The sequence below is a fragment of the Streptomyces sp. NPDC001880 genome, assembly GCF_053594575.1.
The window spans coordinates 1-24,514 of the sequence record NZ_JBSFET010000088.1 but is presented as its reverse complement, the minus strand read 5'-3'; the positions used below and the strand labels follow the sequence as shown (position 1 = coordinate 24,514).

The following is a 24,514-nucleotide window of genomic DNA, read 5'->3' as shown; positions in this document are numbered from 1 at the left end:
ACCAGAGTTCGTCAGGGACCAGCCGTTGAGACAGATCAACACCCATGGCACGGCATCATGCCGTACAACCTGACGCCACGTGAGACAAGCTCTTAAACGCTTTGAATCTCCGCGAACTCCGAATCGCCCTGACCCCGGCCGTCAGCTTGGCCGCGCCTGACGCGCCGACGGGCGCCCGACATCCGTCGCCTGCGCCGCATGCACCGACCTCAAAGCAGACACCGGAGCACGGTCCTCGTGACCGGCACCACCGCCCTCAACATCGACATCTCCGCCAAGTTCAGCGCGGCGATCGTGCCCTACCCGGCCCTCGTCGCCAAACTGGCCGTCCTCGTCCTCATCCTCGTCTTCCGCTCGATCCTCGTCCCGGTCACCGCCGCCCTTGGCTTCCTGCTCGCCGTACTCGCCTCCCTCGGCGCCCTCGTCGCGGTCTTCCAGTGGGGCTGGCTCAAGGACCTGATCGGCCTGGAACAGACCGGGCCCCTCATGAGCCTCATGCCCGTCCTCCTCGTCGGCATCGTCTTCGGATTGGCCATGGACTATCAGGTGTTCCTGGTGACCCGCATGCGCGAGGCGTACGTCCACGGCGCCGACGCCCGCACCGCGATCGAGACGGGCTTCAAGCACGGCGCCACCGTCGTCACCGCCACAGCAGCCCTCATCATGATCAGCGTCTTCGCCGGCTTCGTCGACTTCCAGGACGCCATGATCAAGGCCCTGGGCTTCGGCCTCGCCATCGCCGTCCTCTTCGACGCCTTCATCGTCCGCATGACGATCGTCCCGGCAACCCTGGCCCTCCTCGGCAAGCGCGCCTGGTCCTTGCCCGCCTGGATCGACCGCATCCTCCCCGACGCCGACATCGAAGGAGAGAACCTGGCCCGGCAGGCGGCGCCCCCGCTGCCCGCCGAGGAACAGCCCGAGATCATCGTCCCCGCCCACGACGCAGCGGACACCGCTGACGGGTTCTTCCCCGGGCTCCAGCAGCCGGAGCCGCCCGCCCGAGCGGACCACGACGCTGCTGTGCGGGGCATCACGGTGTGCCGGACTTGAAGCCGACCGCTGGGCGGTGGGCAGGATCGTGGTCATCGGGCATCCATTCCTGGATCCGTCGGTTACGGGACGCCGAGTTCGAAAAGGGCGTAGCCCGCGTACGAGCCGGAGGCCAGGGCCGCGACGCCGAGGAGCATGAACTGGTGCGTCAGGCAGAGGCGGCGCAGGGCGAGGGCGAGCGGCAGAAAGAGCGGGAAGAGGGGGAGCAGATAGCGGGAGACGTTGCCGAATATCTGCTGGCTGCCCAGGACGAGGACGAGGGTGAGGACGGTGTAGACCATCAGGACGGCCGGGGGACGCAGCCGGATCAGCAGCGAGAGCAGTGCGAGCGCGAGCAGGACGACACCGACGCCGATCAGGTCCGCGAAGGGCCAGGCGGAGAGATAGTCGGAGTGGCCCACCGGGACGGATGTGAGGACGTCGAGGGTGTGCCGGCCGTAGTCCCACTCGTGGGCCCAGGCATCGGACTGAAGCCTGAAGTAGCCGCCGTAGTCACCCATTTGGTGACCCACCCAGCCGAGATAGGCGAGGAGGCCGAGCGGGGCGACGGCCATCGCGGCCACCGGACGAAGGATGCCGTCCTGGCGACGGTGGAGCGCGAGCAGGGCCGCGACGACGACGGCGGCGATCAGCGCCCCGGCGGTGGGCCGGTTGAGTCCTGCCGCGCAGGTGAGGAGACCGGCGGTGAGCCAGTGGCGGCTCAGGACGGCATGGCAGGCCCAGACGGCCAGGGCCACGTAGAGGGAGTCGGAGTAGACGGCCCACTCCACGCCGGAACCGGGCCAGACGGCCCAGAGACCGGCCGCGGCCAGCCCGGCCCGCCTGCCGCCGAGGCGTTCGGTGACGGCGTAGATGCCCAGGGCGGCGACCAAGGAGGCGACGACGGAGACCAGCAGGCCGGCGCCGTACGTGCCGAGGCCGGTGAGCTCGGAGACCAGCCGCATCAGCGCCGGGTAGAGCGGGAAGAACGCCGCCGAGTTCCCTTCGAGGGTGATCGGGCCGGTGGCGCCGGGGATCGGTATCAGCCGAGGGTCGTACCCGTGCAGGGCGATCTGCTGGTACCACCAGCCGTCCCAGCTGGCCAGGACGTCCCACGGGCGGGCGCCGCCACCGAAGCGCGGGTGCTTCGTGCGGTAGTCCCCGGCGTAGTGCAGCAGCCACATGAAGGTGGCGAAGCCTATGAACTTGAGCGTGGCGTAGACGGCCAGTACGGGGCCGTAGTGCTCGGCTGTGCGGCGCAGCCGGCGCCGACGGTCGGGGCCCGTGGTGGCGGGCTGCTGCGACAGCTTCGCGTTCCAGCTCGGGGTGCCGGTCGCGGTCGAACGGGCGGTGGTCCTGATCACGCGCGGAACACCCACGCTCGGAAGCACAGGAACCGCAGCAGCGTCGCGGCCAGGTTGGAGGCGAGGAGTACGGCGAGTTCGGTGGCCTGCCCTGCCGAGGGCACCGCGTGGTGCAGGGCGGCGAGCGATCCGCCGGTGAGAGCCAGGCCGATCAGGAGGACGATCAGGCCCCTGCCCTGGTGGCGCAGCACACCGCCGCGGCCACGGAGGCCGAAGGTGAGCCGCCTGTTCACGGCCGTGTTGGCGACGGCGCAGACCAGCAACGCGAGTGCGTTGGCGGCCTGGGATCCGGCCACCGGGCGCAGCACCGTGTAGAGGAGCAGGTATGCGAGGGTGCTGACGGCTCCTACGGCGGCGAAGCACACGAGTTGGGTGGCGAGCCTGCCCGGTGCGTCGGCGTCACCGTCGCGGAGCGACCCGCCCGGTGGCAGCGTGCCCCGCGCCAGTGCCCTGCCGATCCTGGCGATGCCGCGCAGGTCGGCCAGCGCCGTGGCGAGGATGTCGACCCGGGTGTCGGGATCGTCCACCCAGTCGACCGGCACCTCATGGATGCGCAGCCCGGCACGCTCGGCGATCACCAGCAGTTCGGTGTCGAAGAACCACCCCGAGTCCTGTATGAGGGGCAGCAGTCGCTGGGCCACATCACGCCGCACCGCCTTGAATCCGCACTGCGCGTCGGAGAAGCCCACGGCGAGGACGGAGCGCAGGAGGGCGTTGTAGCAACGAGAGGTGATTTCCCGCTTGGGGCCGCGCACCACCCGGGAGCCGGGGGCCAGGCGGGTACCGATGGCGATATCGGAGTGGCCGGAGAGCAGCGGGGCCACGAGCGGCAGCAACGCCGTCAGCTCCGTGGACAGGTCCACGTCCATGTACGCGAGTACGGGGGCCGACGAGAGCGACCAGGCGGTACGCAGCGCCCGGCCGCGCCCCTTCTCGGCCAGCCGAAGCCACTGTGCCTCGGGCAGTTCGTCCGCCAGCCGAGCGGCAATCAGCGGGGTGCTGTCCGTGCTGGCGTTGTCGGCGATGGTGATGCGGAACGGATAGGGGAAGGTCTCGCGCAGGTGGGTGTGGAGCCGTCGCACGCTCGGCTCCAAATCTATTTCCTCATTGAACACGGGGACGACGACATCCAGGACGGGCTCCCGGTGGTGCGCCGCCACCGGTGCGCGGTGCGGCAGTCGGCTCAGGTCCTTCAGGGCAAGTGACCCTTGATTTCTCATGCTTTGTCCTCTTCATGGCTTGGTATGGGGCAGGCCGAAGACACTCGGGGCGGCGGTGTGATACGGCGTTACGGGGGTGACGAGTCAGGGCTCAGGGCGAGGCGGTCGACAGCTGGTTCCGCGCGGTCGCCGTACCCGAAGGCGGGGCCGAGGTCGAGGACGGCGACACATCCTCCGTGCTCCCCGGCGAGGTCTCGGTGGCAGTGGCCGTACTCCCGGTCGCGGGCGGCGGCATGGTTTCGGTGGTCCCGTTCGGGGACGCGGGGGCAGTGGAGGGGGGCGTGCTCGGGGACGCGTCGGGTGTCGCGGGCGGGGTGGAGGACGACAGGCTCGCCGTGGGCCGTGGGCCGGGGTGGCTGGGCTCGAACCGGGGCTCATGGCCGGGCAGCAGGAACAGCCCGACACTGAGGCCGACGACGGCCAGGGCGGAGCCGACTGCCCTCTGCGCGGCTCGTCTCCGACAGCGGGCATGCACCCCTGCTCGGAGACGTTCCCGGTGCTTCGGCTCGAACGGTGCGGGCGCCTCGGTGTCACGCATCATGTGCGCCAGCTGCCGCTCGAAGTGATCCATGGGGTTCTCCTTCACCGCACCGGCTCGTTCACATCGCTCAGGAGCTTTCTCAGCTGCGCCACTCCGCGTGCGGTATGGGACCGAGCCGTGCCCACCGGGCACCCGAGCACCTCCGCCACCTGTCCCTCGGGCAGGTCCTGGTAGTAGCGCAGCACCACCGCCACCCTCTGCTTCGGCGACAACTGGGCCAGCGCGGCCTCCAGCCGAGAACGCTCCACCACGTCCGCGGACACATCGCCGACCACTGCCGCCTCGGGCAGATGCTCGACGGGGCGTTCACCCCACCAACGCCGCTGTCCCGAGCGCGCCGCCGCACGCACCATCACCTTGCGGACGTACGGCTCCGGTGCGTCATCCGCGACCTTGGGCCAGACGAACCAGAGCTTGACCAAGGACTCCTGCAACAAGTCCTCGGCCCGATGCCGATCGCCTCCGACGAGCAGGCGGGCGAGGTGGACCAGCGCCGACCAGCGGGCAGCCACGAACTCGTCGAACGCACGGGATCGACTCTGCTCCATCCGCTCTGTCCTTGTTCTCGCCGGTCGCCTACACCCTGTAGAAGGCACTGGCACCCGGCCCACGATGCACCTACGGCCCGTGATCTGGATCACAGGACGTGTCGACGGCAAGCGCGAGACGCTCCTTCGTCCCGTCCTCCGCGCACGGAACCCTGCCCGCGCCACCAGGGAAGTCTTCGCGCTACTGGTCACCCAAGGGCTTGCGGAGGACGGTGCGGGGTCCGTGGCCGGGAGGTGGCCGAGGGCCCCGCACCCGTGCTCACGCCGGCCGGAACCAGACCGTCGCCAGCGGCGGCAGCGTCAGCAGCAGGCTGCCGGGCCTGCCGTGCGCGGCCACCGGCTGCGGCTTCAGCGGATCGGGATGGCCGACACCGCTGCCGCCGTACCGCACGGCGTCGGTGTTGAGGACCTCCGTCCACGCCACCCGGCCCCCGAGCGCATCCGGCACCCCCACCCGGTAGTCGTGCCGCACCACCGGGGAGAAGTTGCTGACGGCCAGGAGCGGCGAGCCGTGCGCGTCGTAGCGCAGGAAGGAGAAGACATTGTCCTCGGCGGCGCCGCCGTCCACCCAGTCGAAGCCATCCGGAACGGTGTCGCGCTGCCAGAGCGCGGGTGTCTCGCGGTACACCGCGTTCAGGTCGCTCACCAGGGTGCGTACGCCCTGGTGGTCGCTCTTTGCCGCGTACGAGGGGTCCAGCAGCCACCAGTCCGGGCCGTGCCCCTCCGACCACTCCGCGCCCTGGGCGAACTCCTGCCCCATGAAGAGGAGTTGCTTTCCCGGGTGGGCCCACATGAAGCCGAGATAGGCCCGGTGGTTGGCGCGCTGCTGCCACCAGTCGCCGGGCATCTTGGAGACCAGCGACCGCTTTCCGTGCACCACCTCGTCGTGCGAGATCGGCAGGACGTAGTTCTCGCTGTACGCGTACACCATCGAGAAGGTCATCTCGTTGTGGTGGTACTTGCGGTGCACCGGCTCCTTCGACACGTACACCAGGGAGTCGTGCATCCAGCCCATGTTCCACTTCAGGCCGAATCCGAGCCCCCCGAAACCGCCGGGGCCGACATGATGGGTGGCGCGGGTGACGCCGTTCCAGGCGGTGGACTCCTCCGCGATGGTCACCACACCCGGATTGCGGCGGTAGACCGTGGCGTTCATCTCCTGCAGGAAGACGACGGCGTCCAGATTCTCCCGCCCGCCGCGCTCGTTCGGGGACCACTCGCCCTCCTGGCGCGAGTAGTCGAGATAGAGCATCGAGGCCACCGCGTCGACCCGCAGCCCGTCGATGTGGAACTCCTCGCACCAGTAAGTGGCATTGGCCACCAGGAAGTTGCGCACCTCGGTGCGGCCGTAGTCGAACTCCAGCGTGCCCCAGTCGGGGTGCGCCGCCCGTGACGGATCGGAGTGCTCGTACAGCGGCCGGCCGTCGAACTCCGCCAACGCCCAGTCGTCGCGCGGGAAGTGCGCGGGCACCCAGTCCATGATCACGCCGATCCCGGCCCGGTGCAGGGAATCGACGAGAAATCGGAAGTCGTCGGGCGTGCCCATGCGTGACGTGGGGGCGTAGAAGCCGGTGACCTGATACCCCCACGAACCGCCGAAGGGGTGCTCCGAGACCGGCATCAGCTCCACATGCGTGAACCCCAGATCCCTTACGTAGAGAGGGAGTTGGTCGGCCAGCTGGCGGTAGGTGAGCCCCGGCCGCCAGGACGGCAGATGCACCTCGTACACCGAGAGCGGCGCCTCGTGCACCGGCACGTCCCCGCGGTGCGCCATCCACTCCTGGTCCCGCCACTCGTGGTGCGAGGCCGTCACGATCGAGGCGGTGGCGGGCGGTACTTCGGCGTACCGGGCCATCGGGTCGGCACGCACCGTGTGCGAACCGTCCGGGCGGCACACGTCGAACTTGTACAGCGCGCCCTCCCCGATCCCGGGCAGGAACAGCTCCCACACCCCGGAGGAGCCCAGCGAACGCATCGGGAAACCGGTGCCGTCCCAGTAGTTGAAGTCCCCGACGACCCGCACACCACGGGCGTTGGGCGCCCAGAGCGTGAACCGGGTGCCCGCCACCCCCTGATGCTCCATGGGCTGCGCGCCGAGGGCGGTCCACAGCTCCTCGTGCCGTCCCTCGCCGATCAGATGCAGATCGAGTTCGCCGAGCGCCGGCAGGAAGCGGTACGGGTCGTGGACCTCGATCTCGTTGTCCGCGTAGGCGACCAGCAGCCGGTAGTCCGGCAGCACGGGCATCGGCAGCAGCCCGGAGAAGAAGCCGTCGCCGTCGTCGTGGAGCCGTGCCCGCAGCCCCTTGGCGACCACGGTCACCGACCGGGCGTAAGGGCGCAGCACCCGGAAGGTCACACCGCCCCGGACCGGGTGCGCGCCGAGCAGGTCGTGCGGGGCGTGGTGCTCACCGGCCAGCAGCCGGCCCCGGTCGCCGTCGTCCAGGGGACGTGCCCGGCGCACGCCCTGGCCGGCGGCGACCCGACGGGGGCGCGGCGGCGGCGCCGCGGGGGCTGCCGCAGCCTCGGGTGCCGGTGGCTCGGCTCGGGGGAGCTCGTTGGGGTCGGGCGTTCTGCGGGACGGCTTGCGGGCGGTCACGGGGACAGCCTCCTCGGAGGGTGTTGAGGGGGGAAGAGGGGAGGGCGGGAGAGCGAGGCGGGAGCGTCTGCCGGTCCGTCAGTCGTCGGTGGCCAGGCGGTGGATCGCGGCCATCGGGACCGGCAGCCAGTCGGGCCGGTGCCGTGCCTCGTACAGCACCTCGTACACCGCCTTGTCGGTCTCGTGGGCGCGCAGCAGCTCCGGTTCGCTGCGCGGGTCGAAGCCGGCGGCGTGGGCGTACCCGTCGCAGTAGGCGGTCCGGCAGCGGGCCGCCCAGTCGGCGTTCCACGGGCGGTGCGAGCGGGCCGCGTAGTCGAAGGAGCGGAGCATTCCGGCGACATCGCGCACCGGTAGCTGCGGGCGGCGGCGTTCGCGCAGCTCTCTGGCCGGTTCGCCCTCGAAGTCGATCAGTGACCAGAAACCGTCGGCCGCGCGCAGGGTCTGGCCGAGATGGAGATCGCCGTGCACCCGCTGGGCCGCCCAGTCGCGTCCCCGGTGACCGAGTGCGGCCACCGCGTCGAAGGCGGTACGCAGTCCGGGGACGTACGGCACGAGTTCCGGCACCGCCTGGGCGGCGGCCTCCAGCCGGCGCACCATCGAGGCGGCGAGGCGCTCGGTCTGGGCGCGGTGCAGGGCGGGCGTCGGCAGGGCGGCGGCGAGCGCGGTGTGCACCTCGGCGGTGGCCCGGCCCAGCGCGTGGGCCTCGTCGGTGAAGTTCCGTCCCCCGGCCAGGGCGCGCAGGGCGAGCTGCCAGCCGTCCTCGGCGCCGCTCAGGAACGGCTGGAGGACGCCGAGGGTGAGCGGCCGGGGGGTGGTGGCCTCGAACCAGGCGACGGGGGCGGGCACCCGTCCGCAGCCCTCCTGTGCGAGCGCCAGCGGAAGCTCCAGATCGGGGTTGGTGCCCGGGAAGATCCGGCGGAAGATCTTGAGGATGTAGGCGTCGCCGTAGACGAGCGAGGTGTTGGACTGCTCGGTGTCGAGCAGCCGCGGCGCGAGCCCCGCGGCGATGGCCGGACCGCTCCGGTCGAAGCGCAGGACGCCCAGGGTGCCGGGGGTACGGAACCGTTCCAGCAGAAGTTCGGCGAGGCGTGGGTCGTGCAGTCCCTCGTAGACGGTGTGGCCGGCCAGCGGTCCCTCGGTCACATGGCCGATGAGCGCGGGCGCCAGCCGGGGAGGCAGCGCGGCCCGTACGCCGAGCAGCAGTTGGTAGCAGTCGTCCGGCGACTGCGCGGGTGTGGACGGCTGGTGGACCCGGACGAGCAGATGGAGCAGCCCGGTTCCGGTTCCGGCGGCGACGGAATCGGTGCCCACCGGCAGCATCTCGGTCGCCGACACCAGCGTGAACGCGGTGACCGGCCGCCCCTTGCCCGCGAACCACCGCTGCCGGGGCAGCCATTGATGCAGCAGGGGAGCGAGCGAAGGGAGCAGGGTTGTGCTGTCGGTCAGGGCGACCCGAGTGGATGCAGCCTCCGACATGGCATCGCGTCCTTTCCCCGGGCACACCACAGGATGCGAAGAGTGTCCCGGATTGCGGCAATAGCTGTCCGGCTGTGCGGGACGTGTCGGGTCAGGATGGTCCGTACGGACTCGACTCGATGGGATCGAAACGCCAGAGGGAACCCGGAAGGGGCCGTACGTGTGCGGTGCGGGGGAAGGTGCCGCGTGCGGGGCGGCGGAAACCGCCCCGCGGTTGGTGGTGTCCGGTCAGCTCGACGGCGCTTCCTTGCGCAGCCGGAACCAGTAGAAGCCGTGCCCGGCGAGGGTCAGCAGATAGGGTCCCCGGCCGACGGCGGGGAAGCGCACCCCACCGATCAGTTCCACCGGATGACGCCCGTCGAAGGACCGCAGATCGAGCTCCGTGGGCTGCGCGAACCGCGAGAAGTTGTGCACGCACAGCACGAGATCGTCCCCGTGCTCACGGGCGAAGGCGAGCACGGCAGGGTTCGACGACGGCAGTTCGTTGTACGAGCCGAGACCGAAGGCGGGATTCTGCTTACGGATCTCGATCATCCGTCGCGTCCAGTGCAGCAGCGACGACGGGGACGACATCGAGGCCTCGACATTGGTGACTTGGTAGCCGTAGACCGGATCCATGATGGTCGGGAGGTAGAGCCGCCCCGGATCGCTGGAGGAGAACCCGGCGTTGCGGTCGGGCGTCCACTGCATCGGAGTGCGTACGGCGTCCCGGTCACCGAGCCAGATGTTGTCGCCCATCCCGATCTCGTCCCCGTAGTAGAGGATCGGGGAGCCGGGCAGTGACAGCAGCAGCGCGGTGAACAGCTCGATCTGGTTGCGGTCGTTGTCCAGCAGCGGTGCGAGCCGCCGCCGGATGCCGATGTTGGCCCGCATGCGCGGATCCTTGGCGTACTCCGCGTACATGTAGTCGCGTTCTTCGTCCGTGACCATTTCGAGGGTGAGCTCGTCGTGGTTGCGCAGGAAGATGCCCCACTGGCAGTTCTCCGGGATCGCCGGTGTCTTCGCCAGGATCTCGGAGACCGGGTAGCGGCTCTCGCGCCGCACGGCCATGAAGATCCGGGGCATCACGGGGAAGTGGAACGCCATGTGGCACTCGTCGCCGCCGGCCTCGTACGCGCCGAAGTAGTCGACGACGTCCTCCGGCCACTGGTTGGCCTCGGCGAGCAGCACGGTGTCCGGGTAGTGCGCGTCGATCTCCTTGCGGACCCGCTTGAGGAAGTCGTGCGTCTCCGGAAGGTTCTCGCAGTTGGTGCCCTCCCGCTGGTACAGGTACGGCACGGCGTCCACCCGGAAGCCGTCGATGCCGAGGTCCAGCCAGAAGCGGAGCGCGGAGATGATCTCCTCCTGGACCGCCGGGTTCTCGTAGTTGAGATCCGGCTGGTGGGAGAAGAACCGGTGCCAGTAGTACTGCTTGCGCACCGGGTCGAAGGTCCAGTTGGACGTCTCCGTGTCCACGAAGATGATCCGGGCGTCCGGGAACTGCTTGTCGTCGTCGGCCCAGACGTAGTAGTCGCCGTACGGACCCTCCGGGTCGGTGCGGGACTGCTGGAACCAGTCGTGCTGATCGCTCGTGTGGTTCATGACGAAGTCGATGATCACGCGCATCCCGCGCTGGTGCGCGGCGTCGACGAACTCCACGAAGTCGGCCAGGTCACCGAATTCCGGCAGCACGGCCGTGTAGTCGGAGACGTCGTATCCGCCGTCGCGCAGCGGCGACTTGAAGAACGGTGGCAGCCAGAGGCAGTCGATGCCCAGCCACTGCAGATAGTCCAGCTTGGCGGTGATGCCCTTGAGGTCGCCGATGCCGTCGCCGTTGGAGTCCTGGAAGGACCTGACGAGGACCTCGTAGAAGACGGCGCGCTTGAACCAGTCGGGATCGCGGTCCTTGGCCGGGGTGTCCTCGAACGTGTCGTGGACGGGCTCATTGACGATCATGGTGTGGGTGACCCTCCGGTCGGCGGGGACGGTCGCAGGACGACGATGTGCGCCGGCGTGACGCCCGGCTCCAGGCGCACATAGAAGGTCCTGCCCCAGTGATAGGTGTCGCCGGTGAGCTCGTCGCGCACCGGCACGCGCTCGTCCCGGTCGAGGCCGAGTCGCAGCATGTCCAACGAGACCGTGGCCTCGTGGGTGTGGTGCGGGTCGAGGTTGGCGACCACCAGAACGATGTTCGAACCCGAACGCTTGCTGTACGCGATCAACGCGTCGTTGTCCGTGGAGTGGAAGTGCACGTCGCGCAGCTGCTGCAAAGCCGGGTTGCGGCGCCTGACGCGGTTGAGCGTGGTGATGAGCGGGGCCAGCGAACGGCCCTCCCGCTCGGCCGACTCCCAGTCCCTGGGCCGGATCTGGTACTTCTCCGAGTCGAGGTACTCCTCACTGCCGGGCCCGACCGGGGTGTTCTCGCACAGCTCGTAGCCCGCGTACACACCCCAGGAGGGGGAGAGCGTCGCGGCGAGGACGGCCCGCGCCTCGAAGGCCGGGCGGCCTCCGTCCTGGAGATAGCCGGACAGGATGTCCGGGGTGTTCACGAAGAAGTTGGGCCGCATGTAGGAAGCGGTCTCGCCCGACAACTCCGTGACGTAATCGGTGATTTCCTGCCCGGTGTTGCGCCAGGTGAAATACGTGTAGGACTGCTGGAAGCCGATGGTCGCGAGCGTCTTCATCATCGCCGGCCGGGTGAACGCCTCGGCCAGGAAGATCACATCGGGGTCGGTCCGGTTGATGTCCGCGATCACCTTCTCCCAGAAGACCACCGGTTTGGTGTGCGGATTGTCGACGCGGAAGATCCGTACCCCGTGGTCCATCCAGAACCGCAGAATGCGTACGGTCTCGGCGACGAGTCCGCGCATATCCCGGTCGAAGGCGATCGGGTAGATGTCCTGGTATTTCTTCGGCGGATTCTCGGCATAGGCGATCGTGCCGTCCGCGCGGTGGTGGAACCACTCCGGGTGTTTCTCCACCCAGGGGTGGTCGGGAGAACACTGGAGCGCGAAATCGAGTGCGATCTCCATGCGCAGATCTCGGGCGGTCCGGACGAAATGATCGAAGTCGTCGAGAGTGCCGAGCTCGGGATGGACGGCGTCGTGACCGCCCTCGGCCGAGCCGATCGCCCATGGCACGCCCACGTCGTGCGGGGCGGGGAAGAGCGAGTTGTTGGGGCCCTTGCGGTGGGTGGCCCCGATGGGGTGGACGGGCGGGAGATAGACCACGTCGAAGCCCATCGCGGCGACCGCGGGAAGCCGCTCGGCGGCCGTACGGAAGGTGCCGCTGACGATCCTCGGCGCCGCCTTCCCCGCCCTGCCCCTTCCCTTCGCGGGCGGGCCGGAACTCTCGACCCTGGCGCCCTCGGAGCGGGGGAACAGCTCGTACCAGGAACCGAACAGGGCGCGCCGGCGCTCCACCACCAGCGGCAGCGGCGGGGAGGCGCTGAGGAGTTCGCGCAGCGGGTGACGGGCGAGCGCGTCCTGCACCTCGGGGGTGAGTGCCGCGGCCAGCCGGGCGGCGGCCGGGCGGGACGTGTCGCGCAGCGCGTCGACGGCGGCCAGCACCGCCTCGCGGCCGTCCCGCTTGGGCACCCCCTCGGCGGCCCGCTCGTACAACTCGGCGCCCTCCGTCAGGACGAGCGCGGTGTCGGTCCCCGCCGGGATCTTGATCCGGGCGTGCTGCCGCCAGGTGCTGACCGGATCGCTCCAGGCCTCGACCGTATACGTCCAGCGGCCCTCGGAGCCCGGGGTGACATCCGCGCCCCAGCGGTCGGTGCCGGGAGCGAGCTCGCGCATCGGCGTCCATGGACCCGGGTGTCCGTTCGGGTCCGTCAGCACCACGTTCGCGGCGACGGCCTCGTGGCCCTCGCGGAAGACGGTCGCGGTGACCTGGAAGGTCTCGCCGGCCACCGCCTTGGCAGGCCTTCTGCCGCAGTCGACGAGGGGGCGGACGTCGAGGACGGGAATGCGACCGATCATGGAATCACCTGAGGACTGGGGTTCGGGCTGAACGGGGCGCGGCACAGCGGCGGAGGGCGAAATGCGCGCACCGCGACCGATCGGGTCCGTCCTTTCTAGCTGCTCCGTCGACGGCTGACGGGGTGTGGGCATGGCCGCTCCTGTCCGCATTCACTCGAATGGCAGTCGAATGACCTGGGCGCGGGTATGCTGCGCGGAAGTGAACCGGATGAACTCCGGACCCGCGGATGCCTCGCATTCGTGCTGCATTCGGGCGGCATTCATCTGCCGTCCCGGGCGCACTCGGGCTGTGCACCGGAGAAGCCCTCCCTGATTCCCGGTGGTCCGATCCGGTGTTTCTGTGAACTGCTCGGGCGTATTCGTGACGGGCGGTTCGCCCCCCGGCTCCGCCCTGTTTGCGCGGGTTCTCCGGAGACAGTCCGGACGCCACTGCGCAGCCTTCCCTCCGGTGCGGAGGGCCACAAGACCGGGTGAGGGAATGGAATCGGCCAATACCCGTGGGACCAATGTGCCCGGACGGGCCGTGAGCGTATCCGGACACGGATGAGGCGGCGGACACCACCACCGGCGAGGGTGACGGAGCGGCGTACCCCGTGGTGCGTCCCCTCGGATCCGTACGTCCCCTGTAAAGGTGGTCGTGTGAAGGCCATCCGTCGATTCACCGTGCGCCCCGTCCTCCCCGACCCCCTTCGACCGCTCAGCGACCTCGCCCACAATCTGCGCTGGTCCTGGCACACCGAGACCCGTGAGCTGTTCCAGGCCGTCGACCCGGAGGTCCGGCGGACGGCGGAATGCGATCCCGTGCGGCTGCTCGGTGCCGTACCCGCCGGGCGGCTCGCCGAGCTGGCCCGGGACGAGCAGTTCCTGCACCGGCTGAGCGAGGCGTCCCAGGACCTCCGGGACTATCTGGACGGGCCCAGGTGGTACCAGGAGCAGCTGGAGCTGGGCGCCGAACTCCCCGCCGCCGTCGCCTATTTCTCGCCCGAGTTCGGAGTGACCGCGGCACTGCCCCAGTACTCCGGCGGTCTCGGCATCCTCGCCGGTGACCATCTCAAGGCCGCCAGCGATCTCGGCGTCCCCCTCATCGGGGTCGGCCTGCTCTACCGGCACGGCTACTTCCGCCAGAGTCTGTCGCGCGACGGCTGGCAGCAGGAGCATTATCCGGTGCTCGATCCGAACGAGCTCCCGCTCGCCCTGCTGCGCGAGGCCGACGGCACCCCGAGCCGGGTGGCGCTGGCCCTGCCCGGCGGTCGTTGGCTGTACGCCCACATCTGGCAGGCGCGGGTCGGACGCGTGCCCCTGCTGATGCTCGACTCCGACGTGGAGGAGAACGCGCCGGGCGAGCGCGAGGTGACCGACCGGCTGTACGGCGGCGGCAGCGAGCACCGGCTCCTCCAGGAGATGCTCCTCGGTATCGGCGGCGTACGGGCCGTGCGTACCTACTGCCGTCTCACCGGCCACCCGGAACCCGAGGTGTTCCACACCAACGAGGGGCACGCCGGCTTCCTCGGGCTCGAACGCATCCGTGAACTCTCGTGCGGCGGACTCGACTTCGACTCCGCGATGGAGGCCGTACGGGCCGGCACGGTCTTCACCACTCACACACCCGTGCCCGCCGGGATCGACCGGTTCGACCGCGATCTCGTCGCCCGGCACTTCGGCGACGACGGCGAACTCCCGGGCGTGTCCGCCGAACGCATCCTGCAACTGGGCACGGAGACCTACCCCGGCGGTGAGCCCGGCCTCTTCAACATGGCGGTGATGGGGCTCCGGCTCGCCCAGCGGGCCAACGGCGTCTCCACCCTCCACGGCGCGGTCAGCCGGAAGATGTTCGCCGGGCTGTGGCCCGGCTTCGACCCCGCCGAGGTGCCGGTCACCTCGGTGACCAACGGGGTCCACGCACCCACCTGGGTGGCGCCCGAGGTCTTCCGGCTGCGCGATCGCTACGGTGGCACGCCCGGACGCTGGGACTCCGCCGCCGAGGTCCTCGACCGGGAGCTGTGGGACCTGCGGCGGTCCCTGCGGGGCCAGTTGGTCGCCGAGGTCCGCGAGCGGCTGCACGCCTCATGGCGGGCCCGGGGCGCGGAGCCGGCCGAACTCGGCTGGATCGACTCCGTGCTGGACCCGGACGTGCTGACGATCGGCTTCGCCCGGCGCGTCCCCTCGTACAAGCGGCTGACGCTGATGCTGCGTGACCGTGAGCGGCTGACGGAGCTGCTGCTCCACCCGGCCCGCCCGGTCCAGATCGTCGTCGCGGGCAAGGCCCACCCCGCCGACGACGGCGGGAAGCGACTGGTGCGGGAGCTGGTGCGGTTCTCCGACGACCCCCGGGTGCGCCACCGCATCGTGTTCCTGCCGGACTACGGGATGGCCATGGCGCAGAAGCTCTACCCGGGCTGCGACGTATGGCTGAACAATCCGCTGCGCCCGCTGGAGGCATGCGGTACGAGCGGGATGAAGGCGGCGCTCAACGGCTGCCTCAACCTCTCGGTTCTCGACGGCTGGTGGGACGAGTGGTTCGAGCCGGACTTCGGCTGGGCGGTCCCGGCCGCCGACGGCCTGGCGCAGGACGAGGACCGCCGGGACGATCTGGAGGCGGCCGCCCTGTACGAGCTGATCGAGGACCGGGTCGCGCCGCGCTTCTACGACCGGGGCGGCGAGGGGCTTCCGGAGCGCTGGATCGAGATGGTCCGCCGTACGCTGGGCACGCTCGGTCCCAAGGTGCTGGCCGACCGGATGGTCCGCGAGTACGTGGAGCGGCTGTACGCGCCCGCCGCGCACGCCCGGCGTGCGCTGGACCCGGGGACGGCGCGCCGGCTCGCCGACTGGAAGGCCAGGGTCCGTGCCGCCTGGCCGCGCGTGGCTGTCGACCATGTGGAGGCCGTGGCGCCCACCGCGGCGGACGGTTCGGCCGAGCTGGGGGCGACGCTGCTGCTCCGGACCAGGGTCGCCCTCGGGGTGCTGGAGCCGGACGACGTGGAGGTGCAGGCGGTGGCCGGCCGGGTGGACGCCGCCGACGGGATCTCGGACGCCCAGCTCTTCCCGCTCAAACCGGCCGGGGGCCAGGACCTGGAGGGCCGCTGGCTCTACGAGGGGCCGCTCGCCCTCGATCGCACGGGGCCGTACGGCTACACGGTGCGGGTGCTGCCGGCCCATCCGCTGCTGGCGACCGGGGCGGAACTCGGCCTGGTGGCGCTGCCCGCGGAGGCGGCGGGGGACGGCGCGGGTGTGCTGATGCGCTGAGAGCCTGTCGGGGGACGGCGCGGGTGTGCTGACGCGCCGAGTGCCTGCCGGGTGAGCTCCGACCGGGCGGCCACGCCCTGGCAGGCGCGCTTCCGGGGTGGTCGTCGGTCGCCGACACTTCGCGTCGGTTCCCTCCTTGGCCTCGGAGTCGCACGCATCGGACCGCGTCCGCATTCCGATCAGAGGTCACCCGACAGGCTCTGACACGGAACCGCCCGGCAGGGGCGTGAGCTCCTGCCGGGCGGTGGTCACCGGGAGGGACCCGGTGAAGGGGTTCAGAAGGTCAGCTTGAAGCTGTTGATCTTGCCCTTGTCGCCCGAGTAGACGTCCTGGACCTTGAGCTTCCAGGTGCCGTTGGCCACCTCGGAGGACGCGTTGACCGTGTACGTGGTCTTGACGTCGTCCGCGGAGTCGTAGCCCGAGTTCTTCAGGCGGTACGAGGTGCCGTCCGGGGCGACGAGGTCGATGACCAGGTCACCGCGGTAGGTGTGGGTGATGTCCACGCCGACCTGGAGGGTGCTGGGCGCGTTGCCGGTGATGCCGGTGACGTCGACCGAGCTGTAGACGGCCGCACCGCGGTCCGGGATGGCGACCGTGGTCTTGTTCTCGAAGACCTTGCCGCCCGGGTCCGGGTTGCCGCCGTCACGGGTACCGACGTTGATGGCCGCCCAGGCGTCGCCGACGGCCTTGTACTCGGCGCTGGTCGTGCCGTACAGCTCACCGGCCACGGCGAGGGTGCCGGTGCGGGCCGCCGCGTAGTTGGTGGTGGAGGTGAACTTGGTGGTGAGCGCCTTGAACCAGATCTGCTCGGCCTTGGCGCGGCCGATGCCGGTCACCGGCAGGCCGTCGGAGGTCGGGGAGTCGTAGGAGACCCCGTTGACGACCTTGGCGCCGCTGCCCTCGGAGAGCAGGTAGAAGAAGTGGTTCGCCGGGCCCGAGGAGTAGTGGACGTCGATGTTGCCGATGCCCGAGTACCACGCGTCCTTGGACGCGCCGTCCTTGCTCGGCTTGTCCATGTAGCGCAGCGGGGTGCCGTCGCCGTTGATGTCGATCTTCTCGCCGACGAGGTAGTCGCCCGGGTCCTGGGTGGTGTTGGAGTAGAACTCCACGCCCGCGGCGAAGATGTCGGAGGTGGCCTCGTTCAGGCCGCCGGACTCGCCGCTGTAGACCAGGTTGGCGGTGGCGGCGGTGACACCGTGCGACATCTCGTGCGCGGCCACGTCGAGCGAGGTCAGCGGCTTGACGTTGCCCTCGCCGTCGCCGTACGTCATGCAGAAGCAGCTGTCCTGCCAGAAGGCGTTGACGTAGGCGTTGCCGTAGTGGACGCGGGAGTACGCGCCGACGCCGTCACCGCGGATGCCGGTGCGGCCGTGCACGTTCTTGTAGTAGTCCCAGGTCTCGGCCGCGCCGTAGTGGGCGTCCGCGGCGGCGGTCTCGGCGTTCGACGGGTTGCCGTTGCCCCACACGTCCGTGGAGTTGGTGAACAGCGTCCCGGTGCCGGACGACCCGTGGTTCAGGTTGTAGGTCTTGTGGTTGCCGCGGCCCGTGTCGGTCAGCGTGTACGACGGGGCGGTGCCGAGGGTGACCTGGCCGTTGTACTGGGTGTTGCCGGTGCCGTTCTCGACACCCTGCCACTCGTACAGCTTCGCCCCGGTGGCCGCGTCCGTGATGACGTGCAGCTCGTTGGGGGTGCCGTCGTGCTGGAGGCCGCCGACGACGGTCTCGTAGGCGAGCTGCGGCTTGCCCTGCGCCATCCAGACCACCTTGCGGGGCGCCCGGTCGGCCTCGGTCCTCTTCGAACCGTCGGCCTTGGCGAGGCCGAGCGCCTGCTTCTCGGCCTTGGCGGGCGCGATGTCCGCCTTGAGGTCCACGGCCTTCAGCTGACCACTGGTCACCTTGGAGGCCTTCGTGACGCCCTGGGTCGCCCCGGACTTGGACTCCTTGACGATCAGGTCGCCGCCGAGCACCGGGAGTCCGGCGAAGGTGCGCTCGAAACGCGTGTGCGTGGTGCCGTCGTTGTCCTGGATGACGTCCCGGACGACGAGCTTCTCCTGGGAGCCGAGACCGAGGTCCTTGGCCGTGGCCGTCTTGTTCGCGTCGGCCTCGCGGATCAGCTCGGCTCGCTGGGACGGGGAGAGCTGCTTGGCGAGGGAACCCTGGTCGGCGCCGGCGGATGCCGGTACCGCAGAGGTCGTGCTGCCGGGGGTGGCAGTGGCCGTACCGGTCTGGACTCCGACGGCGACGAGGGCTGCTGCGGCTATCAGAGCGCCGGTCGCGGTGGCACGACGGCTGGGCGTGGATCTCACGCGGACTCCTTCTGCGAGGGGGGTACCGGCGGCACGGTGAGCCGTCGGGGTGAGCGAGAAGTGCGCAGAACGGGGTGAAGAGTGGCAGCCGGGAGCCGTTCCTGTCAGGACCGCGTCAACAACTTGGCCGGAACTCGTTCGTTGCCGGAAAGGTCATGTTCGTTAAGCGGACGTTTCCCGGATCACCACCGTGATGCCGTAGGGAGTCCTCCGTGCCCCGAATTCGAAGAGAGTGCCGAGGTCCGCATCGGAGCCTTCGTGTTCGAACAGGGGGTGTGGGAGCGGGTGTTCGGCGCTGGCCGAGATGGTGTCGACATGTGGCTGATTTCTTACCATCGACTTCTCGGTGGAGAGCCGGGTGTCCTGAAGCGACCACAGCTTCGCGCGGCCGGCCGTGGCGGCCGCGCCCGTTTTCGCCGCGTTCGCCCCACGGGCCGGCCGGGGGTACGACAGGGGTGGAGAGGGCGGTCCTCCCCGCCGCGTGCTCTCCCTCGCTCACCCGTACCGGGTGGCCCGTCGCTCCGGACGACATCCACCGGGCCCGCCGTCCACGGCAGGGACGCGGGCACTACGGCGCCCGTCGTAGCCGACGCCGCGCGGGCGGCGCCGGGCGGTGGGCCTGCGGCCGACCCGGCAACTGCCTTGTCACTTGCGGGGAGGGGCGCTCGCGGGGTCGGTAACTCCCGTGCTGCTTGTGGGGAGGGGTGCTCGCCGTGGCCCGGCAACTCCCGTGCCACTTGTGGGCGGGCGCGCTTCCAGCGGTCCCGCAACTCCCGTACCGACTGCGGGAGGGCGCGCTCCCGGTGGCCGGCAACTCCCGTACCACCTACGGGAAGGTGCGCTTCCGGTAGTCCCGCAACTCCCTTACCGCCTGCGGGAATCGGTGCTCTCCCGGGCGTCAGGAGGTGGTGAGCACCATCCGGAAGCGGGCGGCGCCGGACAGCATCTTCCGGTACGCCTCCTCCGCGTCGTCCAGCGGCACGGTCTCGGTCATCGGGCGGATCCCGTGCAGGGCGCTGAACGCCAGCGTGTCCTGCACGTCCTGCGCGGTGCCGGACGGGTGGCCCCGGACGACCTTGCCCGACATCAGCAACTGGTTCGGGCTGATCCCCAGCGGCTCCGCGTCCGCGCCGATGACCACCAGCTCACCGCGCGGCGCGAGCCCGTCCACGGTCGCCGTGATGGCCGCGGAGCTGGCGGCGGTTGCCAGGACGACCCGGGCACCGCCCAGGGCCTGCAACGCGTCCGCGACGCCGGTGTCCGCGGTGCTGTCGAGGTAGTGGTGCGCGCCGAGCTCCTGCGCGAAGTCGGCCTTGGCGGCGCCGCGGGCGATCGCCACCGTCTCGAAGCCCATTGCCGCCGCGTACTGCACACCCAGGTGCCCGAGGCCGCCGATGCCGAGCACGGCGACCAGGTCTCCGGGTCGGGCGGCGCTGCGCCGCAGCCCGTTGTACGTGGTCACCCCCGCACAGCCGATCGGCGCCGCGTCGGCCGCCGTCAGCGCGTCGGGGATCCTGGCCAGGGCGTCCGCCGGGACGGTCACGCTCTCGGCGTAGCCACCGTCGTACGCCCACCCGGGCACCTTCAGGTTCACGCAGACCACGAAGTCGCCCTGCCTGCACGGCGTGCAGTGGCCGCAGCTGCCGCCGAACCAGCCCACCGCCACCCGGTCACCCACCTGCCAGGCGCTCTGCGCCCCCTCGCCGAGCTCCGCGATCCGGCCCGCGATCTCGTGCCCCGGGACCACCGGGAACCGTACGCCCGGCAGCAGGGCCTCCACGAAGAGCGCGTCGCTGTGGCAGACCCCGCAGGCGTCCACGGCCACCCGGACCTGACCCGGGCCCGGCTGCGCCACCGCGCGCTCGACGATCTCCAAAGGACCGCCTGCGGCGGTGGCCTGCGCGGCTCGGTAGATGCTGGGGAAGCTCATCTGGATCTCTCCGCGGGTACGGGGTCGACGGCCCCCGGAACCAGCAGACCAGCTCCGGCCCGGTCACGCGCGCCGGGTGGCGCGTACGGGGCTCCGCCGGATCAGGCGGAGGGCGGCCGTTCGCCGTGCCAGGAGCGCCAGAGCGCGGCGTACGCTCCGTCGGCCGCCACGAGCTCGTCATGGGTGCCCAGTTCGGTGATCCGGCCCTCCTCCATCACGGCCACCCGATCGGCGTCGTGCGCCGTCTGCAGCCGGTGTGCGACGGCGACGACGGTCCGGCCTTCGAGCACGGCGGCAAGCGCCCGCTCCGTGTGCCGGGCCGTCCTCGGGTCCAGGAGCGCGGTGGCCTCGTCGAGTATCAGCGTGTGCGGATCGGCCAGCACCACGCGCGCCAGGGCGAGCTGCTGCGCGCGGGCGCCGTCCGGCCGGTGCGCCCCGTGGCCCAGATCGGTGTCCAGGCCGTCCGGCAGCTCGTCGGCCCAGTCGGCACCGACGGCGGCGAGGGCCGCGCGCAGCTCGGCGTCGGTGGCGTCGGCCGAGGCGATCTGCAGGTTGTCCCGGACCGTGCCGAGGAAGACGTGGTGCTCCTGGGTGACCAGCACGACGTGCCTGCGCAGCCGCTCGGGGTCCAGCCCGGCGACCGGGACCCGCCCGACCGTCACCGAGCCGGTGCGCGGTGCGTCCATGCCCGCCAGCAGCCTGCCCAGGGTGGTCTTGCCCGCGCCGGAGGGACCGACGACCGCGAGCCGCTCGCCGGGTCGGACCGTCAGGTCGACACCGTGCAGGACGTCGCCCCCGCCGTCGTACGCGTATCGCACCCCCGTCACCTCGATCAGGTCGTCGGCCGGTGCGGGGGAGGCGGCCGGTGGTACGTGCGCCGCCGGGGCGAGGCCCTCGACCCTGGCGAAGGAGGCGCTGCTGCTCTGGAGCTGTTCCAGCCGCTGGAGGATGGTGTCCAGGGGCTGGGAGAGCTGCCGCAGATACAGGGCCGAGGCAACCACCGCGCCGAGGCTCACCGCGCCGTGGTCGTGCAGCACCCCGCCGATCAGCAGGACACCGGCCACCGGAACGACGTACGAGACGTCCACGGCCGGGAAGAGCACACTGCGCAGGAACAGCGTCCGGGTCCGGGTCCTCCGGCACTCCTCGACGGCCTTCTCGCAGGCCGCGATGCGTCGCTGCTGAAGCCCGAGGGCCTCGACGGTGCGGGCACCGGCGGCGGTGGCCGCGAGCTGTTCCGCGAGCACCGAGTTGGCGGCTCCCTCGGCCAGGTACGCGGTGAGCGCCCGGCGCAGATACCAGCGGGCCGCGAACCAGATCCCGAGCAGGCCCAGAACCCCGCACGCACCGAGCAGCGGGTCGAGCGCGAACACCGCGCCGAGGATGAACAGCGCCTGGACCGCGGCGATGAGGAGCTCCGGCCCGGCGTCCCGGAGGGTGGCGCCGACCACGGCGACATCGGTGGTGCCGCGGGCCATCAGATCGCCCGTGCCGGCCCGCTCGACCACCGGGGCGGGCAGCGCGAGCGCCCGGTCGGCGAACTCCTCGCGGATGCGCGCGAGGGTCCGTTCGCCGAAGCGGTGTCCGGCGTAACCGGCGCAGCGGACCAGGAGGAGCTGCGCCACGGCGAAGACGAGGATGGTGAGCGCCAGACGGTCCACCGAGGCCACCCCGGCGCCCGCCCCCACCTCGTCGACGATGCGGCCGAGCAGCCAGGGGCCGACGAGTCCGGCACCGGCGGCCAGCGCGTTGAGGCCGATCACGGCGGCGAAGACACGGCCGTCCAGCCGGATCAGCCGGAGCGCCGCCCGCAGTGTCCGGGACGGCTCGGCGATGGGCAGGGCCCGGTGTGCGGGCCCGGATCCGGTGGTCATCGCACGGCCTCCTCGGACGGCGGGACGGTTCCTGCGTCGGCGGGGTCGTCGTCCGTGCCGCGGGACACCAGGAGGCGGTAGCCGGGCTCCCGGTCCAGGAGCTCGCGGTGGCTGCCGACGGCCGCGACGCGACCGTCGACCAGGAAGTACACGGTGTCCGCCCGGTCCAGCACGAGCGGCGAGGTGCTGGTGACGACCGTGGTGCGGCCGGAGCGTGCGGCGCGCAGCCGGGACGCGATGGCCGCCTCGGTGTGCGCGTCGACCGCCGAGGTGGGCTCCACCGCCAGCAGCACCTCGGGATCGGCCAGCAGGGCCCGGACCAGCCGGACACGCTGGCGCTGGCCCCCGGAGAGGTTGCGGCCCTGCGCGTCGACGGGCGAGTCGAGTCCGTCCGGCAGCCCGCGCACGATGTCCTGCGCCACGGCCGCGTACAGGGCCCGGCTCATGGACTCCTCGTCCCGAGGAAGGCGGCGTCCAGCCGCACCCTGGTCATCGTGCGGTGTCGCATGATGGCCAGCCAGGCGTTCAGCACCCCCACGCCCAGCAGGGCCGCGACCCAGCCGGCCAGCGCGGGCCACCGTCCCGGTTGCAGCCCTTCGTCGATGGCGCGGGACAACAGGTAAGGCGGCAGTGTCAGACACACCATCCACGCGCTGCCGAGCAGCGAACCGGCGGCGATCCGCCGACGCTGACAGATGATCAGCCACCACAGGTACCGCAGGGCGCTGCGACGGTCGGGGGGCCGTACGGGGTGCAGCGAGCGATTCCTGATCTCAATCCCTCCCCGGAGCAACAGCGGACGCGGTCGCGGATGCCTGACGTGGGCGGCCCGGTGCTGAACACCTCCGCCGCGTCGTTCGCCTCCTCCGTGGCGGGCGTCAGGGGCGGAGAGTTCGGCACCGTCTGATCGCCCGGTTCCGCGCGTACTGATCCCGGCTGATCCCGGGCACGCCGAGAGCCCCGTCACACCCCTGGATTCCGCCGGGGGCGTGGCGGGTCACTTGCCGAATCGCCGCTCACGGCTCGCGTACGAGCGCAGTGCGCGCAGGAAGTCCACGTGACGGAACGCCGGCCAGTAGCAGTCCACCCAGTGCATCTCGGCGTACGCGGACTGCCAGAGAAGGAAGCCGGACAGCCGCTGTTCTCCGGAGGTCCGGATGATGAAGTCGGTGTGGTCGGCCGTCGGCGAGTACAGATGCCGGGAGATGTCCTCGATGTCGAACCGTTCGACCAGTTCGGCAGGGTCGCCACCGGCGGCGATGTGTTCTTCGAAGGCGCTCTTCACCGCATCGACGATCTCCCGTCGGCCGCCGTAGCCGACCGCGACGTCCACCTTGAGCCCGCCGCGTCCGGCGGTCGCGGCAGCGGCGTCCTTGAGCACCTGGGCACTGGTGCCCGGCAGCATGTCGAGCGAGCCGATCACCTGGACTTCCCAGGGGCGGCCTGCGGCCGTGATGTCCCGGACGGTCTCTTCGATGACCTCGATCAGCGGGCCGAGCTGCTCGGCGGGGCGCCCGAGGTTGTCGTCGGAGAGCATGAAGAGGGTCACGTGCTCGATTCCGTCGGCAGCGCACCAGCCCAGGAACTCGGTCGTCTTGGCGCCGCCCGCCCGGTACCCCTCCCGGACGTCCGTGTGACCCGCCTGCCGAGCCCAGCGCCGATTGCCGTCGAGCATGATCCCGACGTGCTGCGGGCGTGGCAGCCCCGCCAGGGTGGCGGCCAGCCGGCGCTCGTACACCGCCTCGATCGGCCGTCGGAGAAACAGCGGGAGCAGTCTCATGAACCATCTCCATCGCGTTGTGGGTGCTCGCCGCGGACCCTACCAGGGGCTCTTCGACGAGCTCGGCGAACGTTGACACCCGCGCCGGTGCCACCAACGTAGTCCCGCGGCTCCCCGCGTGCGACCGTGCCGGTCGACGTCCACCGGAAGGCGCCGAGGCGGGCGCGTGTGGCTGCCGTCCGGGCTGCGACTGCTGCAACTGACCGAAGCGTACGCACCACGAGGGAACGGGGCGGAGGTCAGGCGGTCTCGGGCAGGAGTTGGCCGAGCAGGGCACGGATGCGCTGCTCGATCTCGTCGCGGATCGGGCGGACCGCGTCGACGCCATGGCCGGCCGGGTCGTCGAGTTCCCAGTCGAGGTACTTCTTGCCGGGGAAGACGGGGCAGGTGTCGCCGCAGCCCATGGTGATCACCACGTCGGACGCCTGCACAGCCTCGGGGGTCAGCATTTTCGGGGTCTCGGCGGACATGTCGATGCCGACCTCCGTCATCGCCTGGACGGCGGCCGGGTTCACGGTGTCGGCCGGTGCGGATCCGGCGGAGCGGACCTCTAGTAGTACTTCGTTAGGTTGATTTGATCTCGGTGGTTGCGGTGGCGCATGCTGCGGCCTGTGGATCTTGGTGAGGTGGAGCGGCTCCGTGAAC

At 70.8% G+C, this 24,514-nt stretch carries 15 protein-coding genes and 2 pseudogenes; 2 read left to right on the top strand and 15 right to left on the bottom strand.

The window, feature by feature from the left end; genetic code table 11:
- Positions 1-208 precede the first annotated feature (208 nt).
- Positions 209-924: pseudogene (locus ACWCQ6_RS29920) on the top strand (MMPL family transporter); the annotation flags it as partial.
- 188 nt (positions 925-1,112) lie between these two features.
- Here ACWCQ6_RS29920 and ACWCQ6_RS29915 read toward each other — a convergent pair.
- The 8 genes from ACWCQ6_RS29915 to ACWCQ6_RS29880 all read right to left on the bottom strand — a co-directional run bounded on the left by ACWCQ6_RS29915 (position 1,113) and on the right by ACWCQ6_RS29880 (position 12,736).
- Positions 1,113-2,291, bottom strand: a complete 1,179-nt coding sequence (locus tag ACWCQ6_RS29915) for a glycosyltransferase family 39 protein (RefSeq protein ID WP_451094478.1) — start codon at positions 2,289-2,291, stop codon at positions 1,113-1,115.
- A 98-nt stretch (positions 2,292-2,389) separates the two neighbouring features.
- On the bottom strand, positions 2,390-3,613 hold the full coding sequence (locus ACWCQ6_RS29910) for a glycosyltransferase (RefSeq protein WP_451094474.1): 1,224 nt from the start codon (positions 3,611-3,613) through the stop codon (positions 2,390-2,392).
- Positions 3,614-3,704: 91 nt separating this feature from the next.
- The gene (locus tag ACWCQ6_RS29905; protein ID WP_451094472.1) at positions 3,705-4,184 is read right to left on the bottom strand and encodes a hypothetical protein; all 480 of its coding nucleotides are present in this window, start codon (positions 4,182-4,184) and stop codon (positions 3,705-3,707) included.
- An 11-nt stretch (positions 4,185-4,195) separates the two neighbouring features.
- A complete protein-coding gene (locus ACWCQ6_RS29900; protein WP_451094470.1) occupies positions 4,196-4,702 on the bottom strand; it encodes a SigE family RNA polymerase sigma factor in 507 nt (168 codons plus the stop codon).
- A 259-nt stretch (positions 4,703-4,961) separates the two neighbouring features.
- Entirely contained in the window at positions 4,962-7,298 is a 2,337-nt protein-coding gene (gene glgB, locus ACWCQ6_RS29895) for a 1,4-alpha-glucan branching enzyme (RefSeq protein ID WP_451094468.1), read from the bottom strand.
- 78 nt (positions 7,299-7,376) lie between these two features.
- Positions 7,377-8,774 (bottom strand): maltokinase N-terminal cap-like domain-containing protein, encoded by a 1,398-nt coding sequence (locus tag ACWCQ6_RS29890; RefSeq protein ID WP_451094466.1) that lies wholly within the window; start codon positions 8,772-8,774, stop codon positions 7,377-7,379.
- Positions 8,775-9,002: 228 nt separating this feature from the next.
- Entirely contained in the window at positions 9,003-10,709 is a 1,707-nt protein-coding gene (gene treS / locus ACWCQ6_RS29885; protein WP_451094464.1) for a maltose alpha-D-glucosyltransferase, read from the bottom strand.
- On the bottom strand, positions 10,706-12,736 hold the full coding sequence (locus ACWCQ6_RS29880) for an alpha-1,4-glucan--maltose-1-phosphate maltosyltransferase (protein WP_451094462.1): 2,031 nt from the start codon (positions 12,734-12,736) through the stop codon (positions 10,706-10,708). The genes treS and ACWCQ6_RS29880 overlap by 4 nt, the downstream gene beginning before the upstream one ends.
- A 639-nt stretch (positions 12,737-13,375) precedes the next feature.
- Between ACWCQ6_RS29880 and glgP the strand changes: the two genes are divergently transcribed.
- Positions 13,376-15,979 (top strand): alpha-glucan family phosphorylase, encoded by a 2,604-nt coding sequence (glgP, locus tag ACWCQ6_RS29875; protein ID WP_451094460.1) that lies wholly within the window; start codon positions 13,376-13,378, stop codon positions 15,977-15,979.
- A 275-nt stretch (positions 15,980-16,254) separates the two neighbouring features.
- On the opposite strand, the gene ACWCQ6_RS29870 is transcribed toward glgP, so the two are convergent.
- From ACWCQ6_RS29870 to ACWCQ6_RS29840, 7 genes and pseudogenes are all read right to left on the bottom strand, one after another.
- On the bottom strand, positions 16,255-18,285 hold the full coding sequence (locus tag ACWCQ6_RS29870; RefSeq protein WP_451094458.1) for a M4 family metallopeptidase: 2,031 nt from the start codon (positions 18,283-18,285) through the stop codon (positions 16,255-16,257).
- An 898-nt stretch (positions 18,286-19,183) separates the two neighbouring features.
- Positions 19,184-20,215 carry an alcohol dehydrogenase gene (locus tag ACWCQ6_RS29865; protein ID WP_451094456.1) on the bottom strand — a complete coding sequence of 344 codons (1,032 nt, stop codon included), beginning with the start codon at positions 20,213-20,215 and terminating at the stop codon, positions 19,184-19,186.
- 101 nt (positions 20,216-20,316) lie between these two features.
- Entirely contained in the window at positions 20,317-22,089 is a 1,773-nt protein-coding gene (locus ACWCQ6_RS29860; protein ID WP_451094454.1) for an ABC transporter ATP-binding protein, read from the bottom strand.
- Positions 22,086-22,568: pseudogene (locus ACWCQ6_RS29855) on the bottom strand (ATP-binding cassette domain-containing protein); the annotation flags it as partial. The pseudogene ACWCQ6_RS29855 and the gene ACWCQ6_RS29860, both read right to left, overlap by 4 nt.
- The gene (locus tag ACWCQ6_RS29850) at positions 22,532-22,882 is read right to left on the bottom strand and encodes a hypothetical protein (protein ID WP_451094480.1); all 351 of its coding nucleotides are present in this window, start codon (positions 22,880-22,882) and stop codon (positions 22,532-22,534) included. The pseudogene ACWCQ6_RS29855 and the gene ACWCQ6_RS29850, both read right to left, overlap by 37 nt.
- Before the next feature lie 204 nt (positions 22,883-23,086).
- Positions 23,087-23,869, bottom strand: a complete 783-nt coding sequence (locus ACWCQ6_RS29845; RefSeq protein WP_451094452.1) for an isoprenyl transferase — start codon at positions 23,867-23,869, stop codon at positions 23,087-23,089.
- A gap of 239 nt (positions 23,870-24,108) precedes the next feature.
- Positions 24,109-24,486 carry an arsenate reductase/protein-tyrosine-phosphatase family protein gene (locus ACWCQ6_RS29840; RefSeq protein WP_451094476.1) on the bottom strand — a complete coding sequence of 126 codons (378 nt, stop codon included), beginning with the start codon at positions 24,484-24,486 and terminating at the stop codon, positions 24,109-24,111.
- Positions 24,487-24,514 lie beyond the last annotated feature (28 nt).

Excerpts from the sequence above, each read along its gene's own strand:
- ACWCQ6_RS29910 (WP_451094474.1), bottom strand. The coding sequence starts at position 3,613 with ATGAGAAATCAAGGGTCACTTGCCCTGAAGGACCTGAGCCGACTGCCG.
- ACWCQ6_RS29905 (WP_451094472.1), bottom strand. The coding sequence starts at position 4,184 with ATGGATCACTTCGAGCGGCAGCTGGCGCACATGATGCGTGACACCGAG.
- ACWCQ6_RS29900 (WP_451094470.1), bottom strand. The coding sequence starts at position 4,702 with ATGGAGCAGAGTCGATCCCGTGCGTTCGACGAGTTCGTGGCTGCCCGC.
- ACWCQ6_RS29890 (WP_451094466.1), bottom strand. The coding sequence starts at position 8,774 with ATGTCGGAGGCTGCATCCACTCGGGTCGCCCTGACCGACAGCACAACC.
- treS (WP_451094464.1), bottom strand. The coding sequence starts at position 10,709 with ATGATCGTCAATGAGCCCGTCCACGACACGTTCGAGGACACCCCGGCC.
- ACWCQ6_RS29880 (WP_451094462.1), bottom strand. The coding sequence starts at position 12,736 with ATGATCGGTCGCATTCCCGTCCTCGACGTCCGCCCCCTCGTCGACTGC.
- ACWCQ6_RS29865 (WP_451094456.1), bottom strand. The coding sequence starts at position 20,215 with ATGAGCTTCCCCAGCATCTACCGAGCCGCGCAGGCCACCGCCGCAGGC.
- ACWCQ6_RS29860 (WP_451094454.1), bottom strand. The coding sequence starts at position 22,089 with ATGACCACCGGATCCGGGCCCGCACACCGGGCCCTGCCCATCGCCGAG.
- ACWCQ6_RS29845 (WP_451094452.1), bottom strand. The coding sequence starts at position 23,869 with ATGAGACTGCTCCCGCTGTTTCTCCGACGGCCGATCGAGGCGGTGTAC.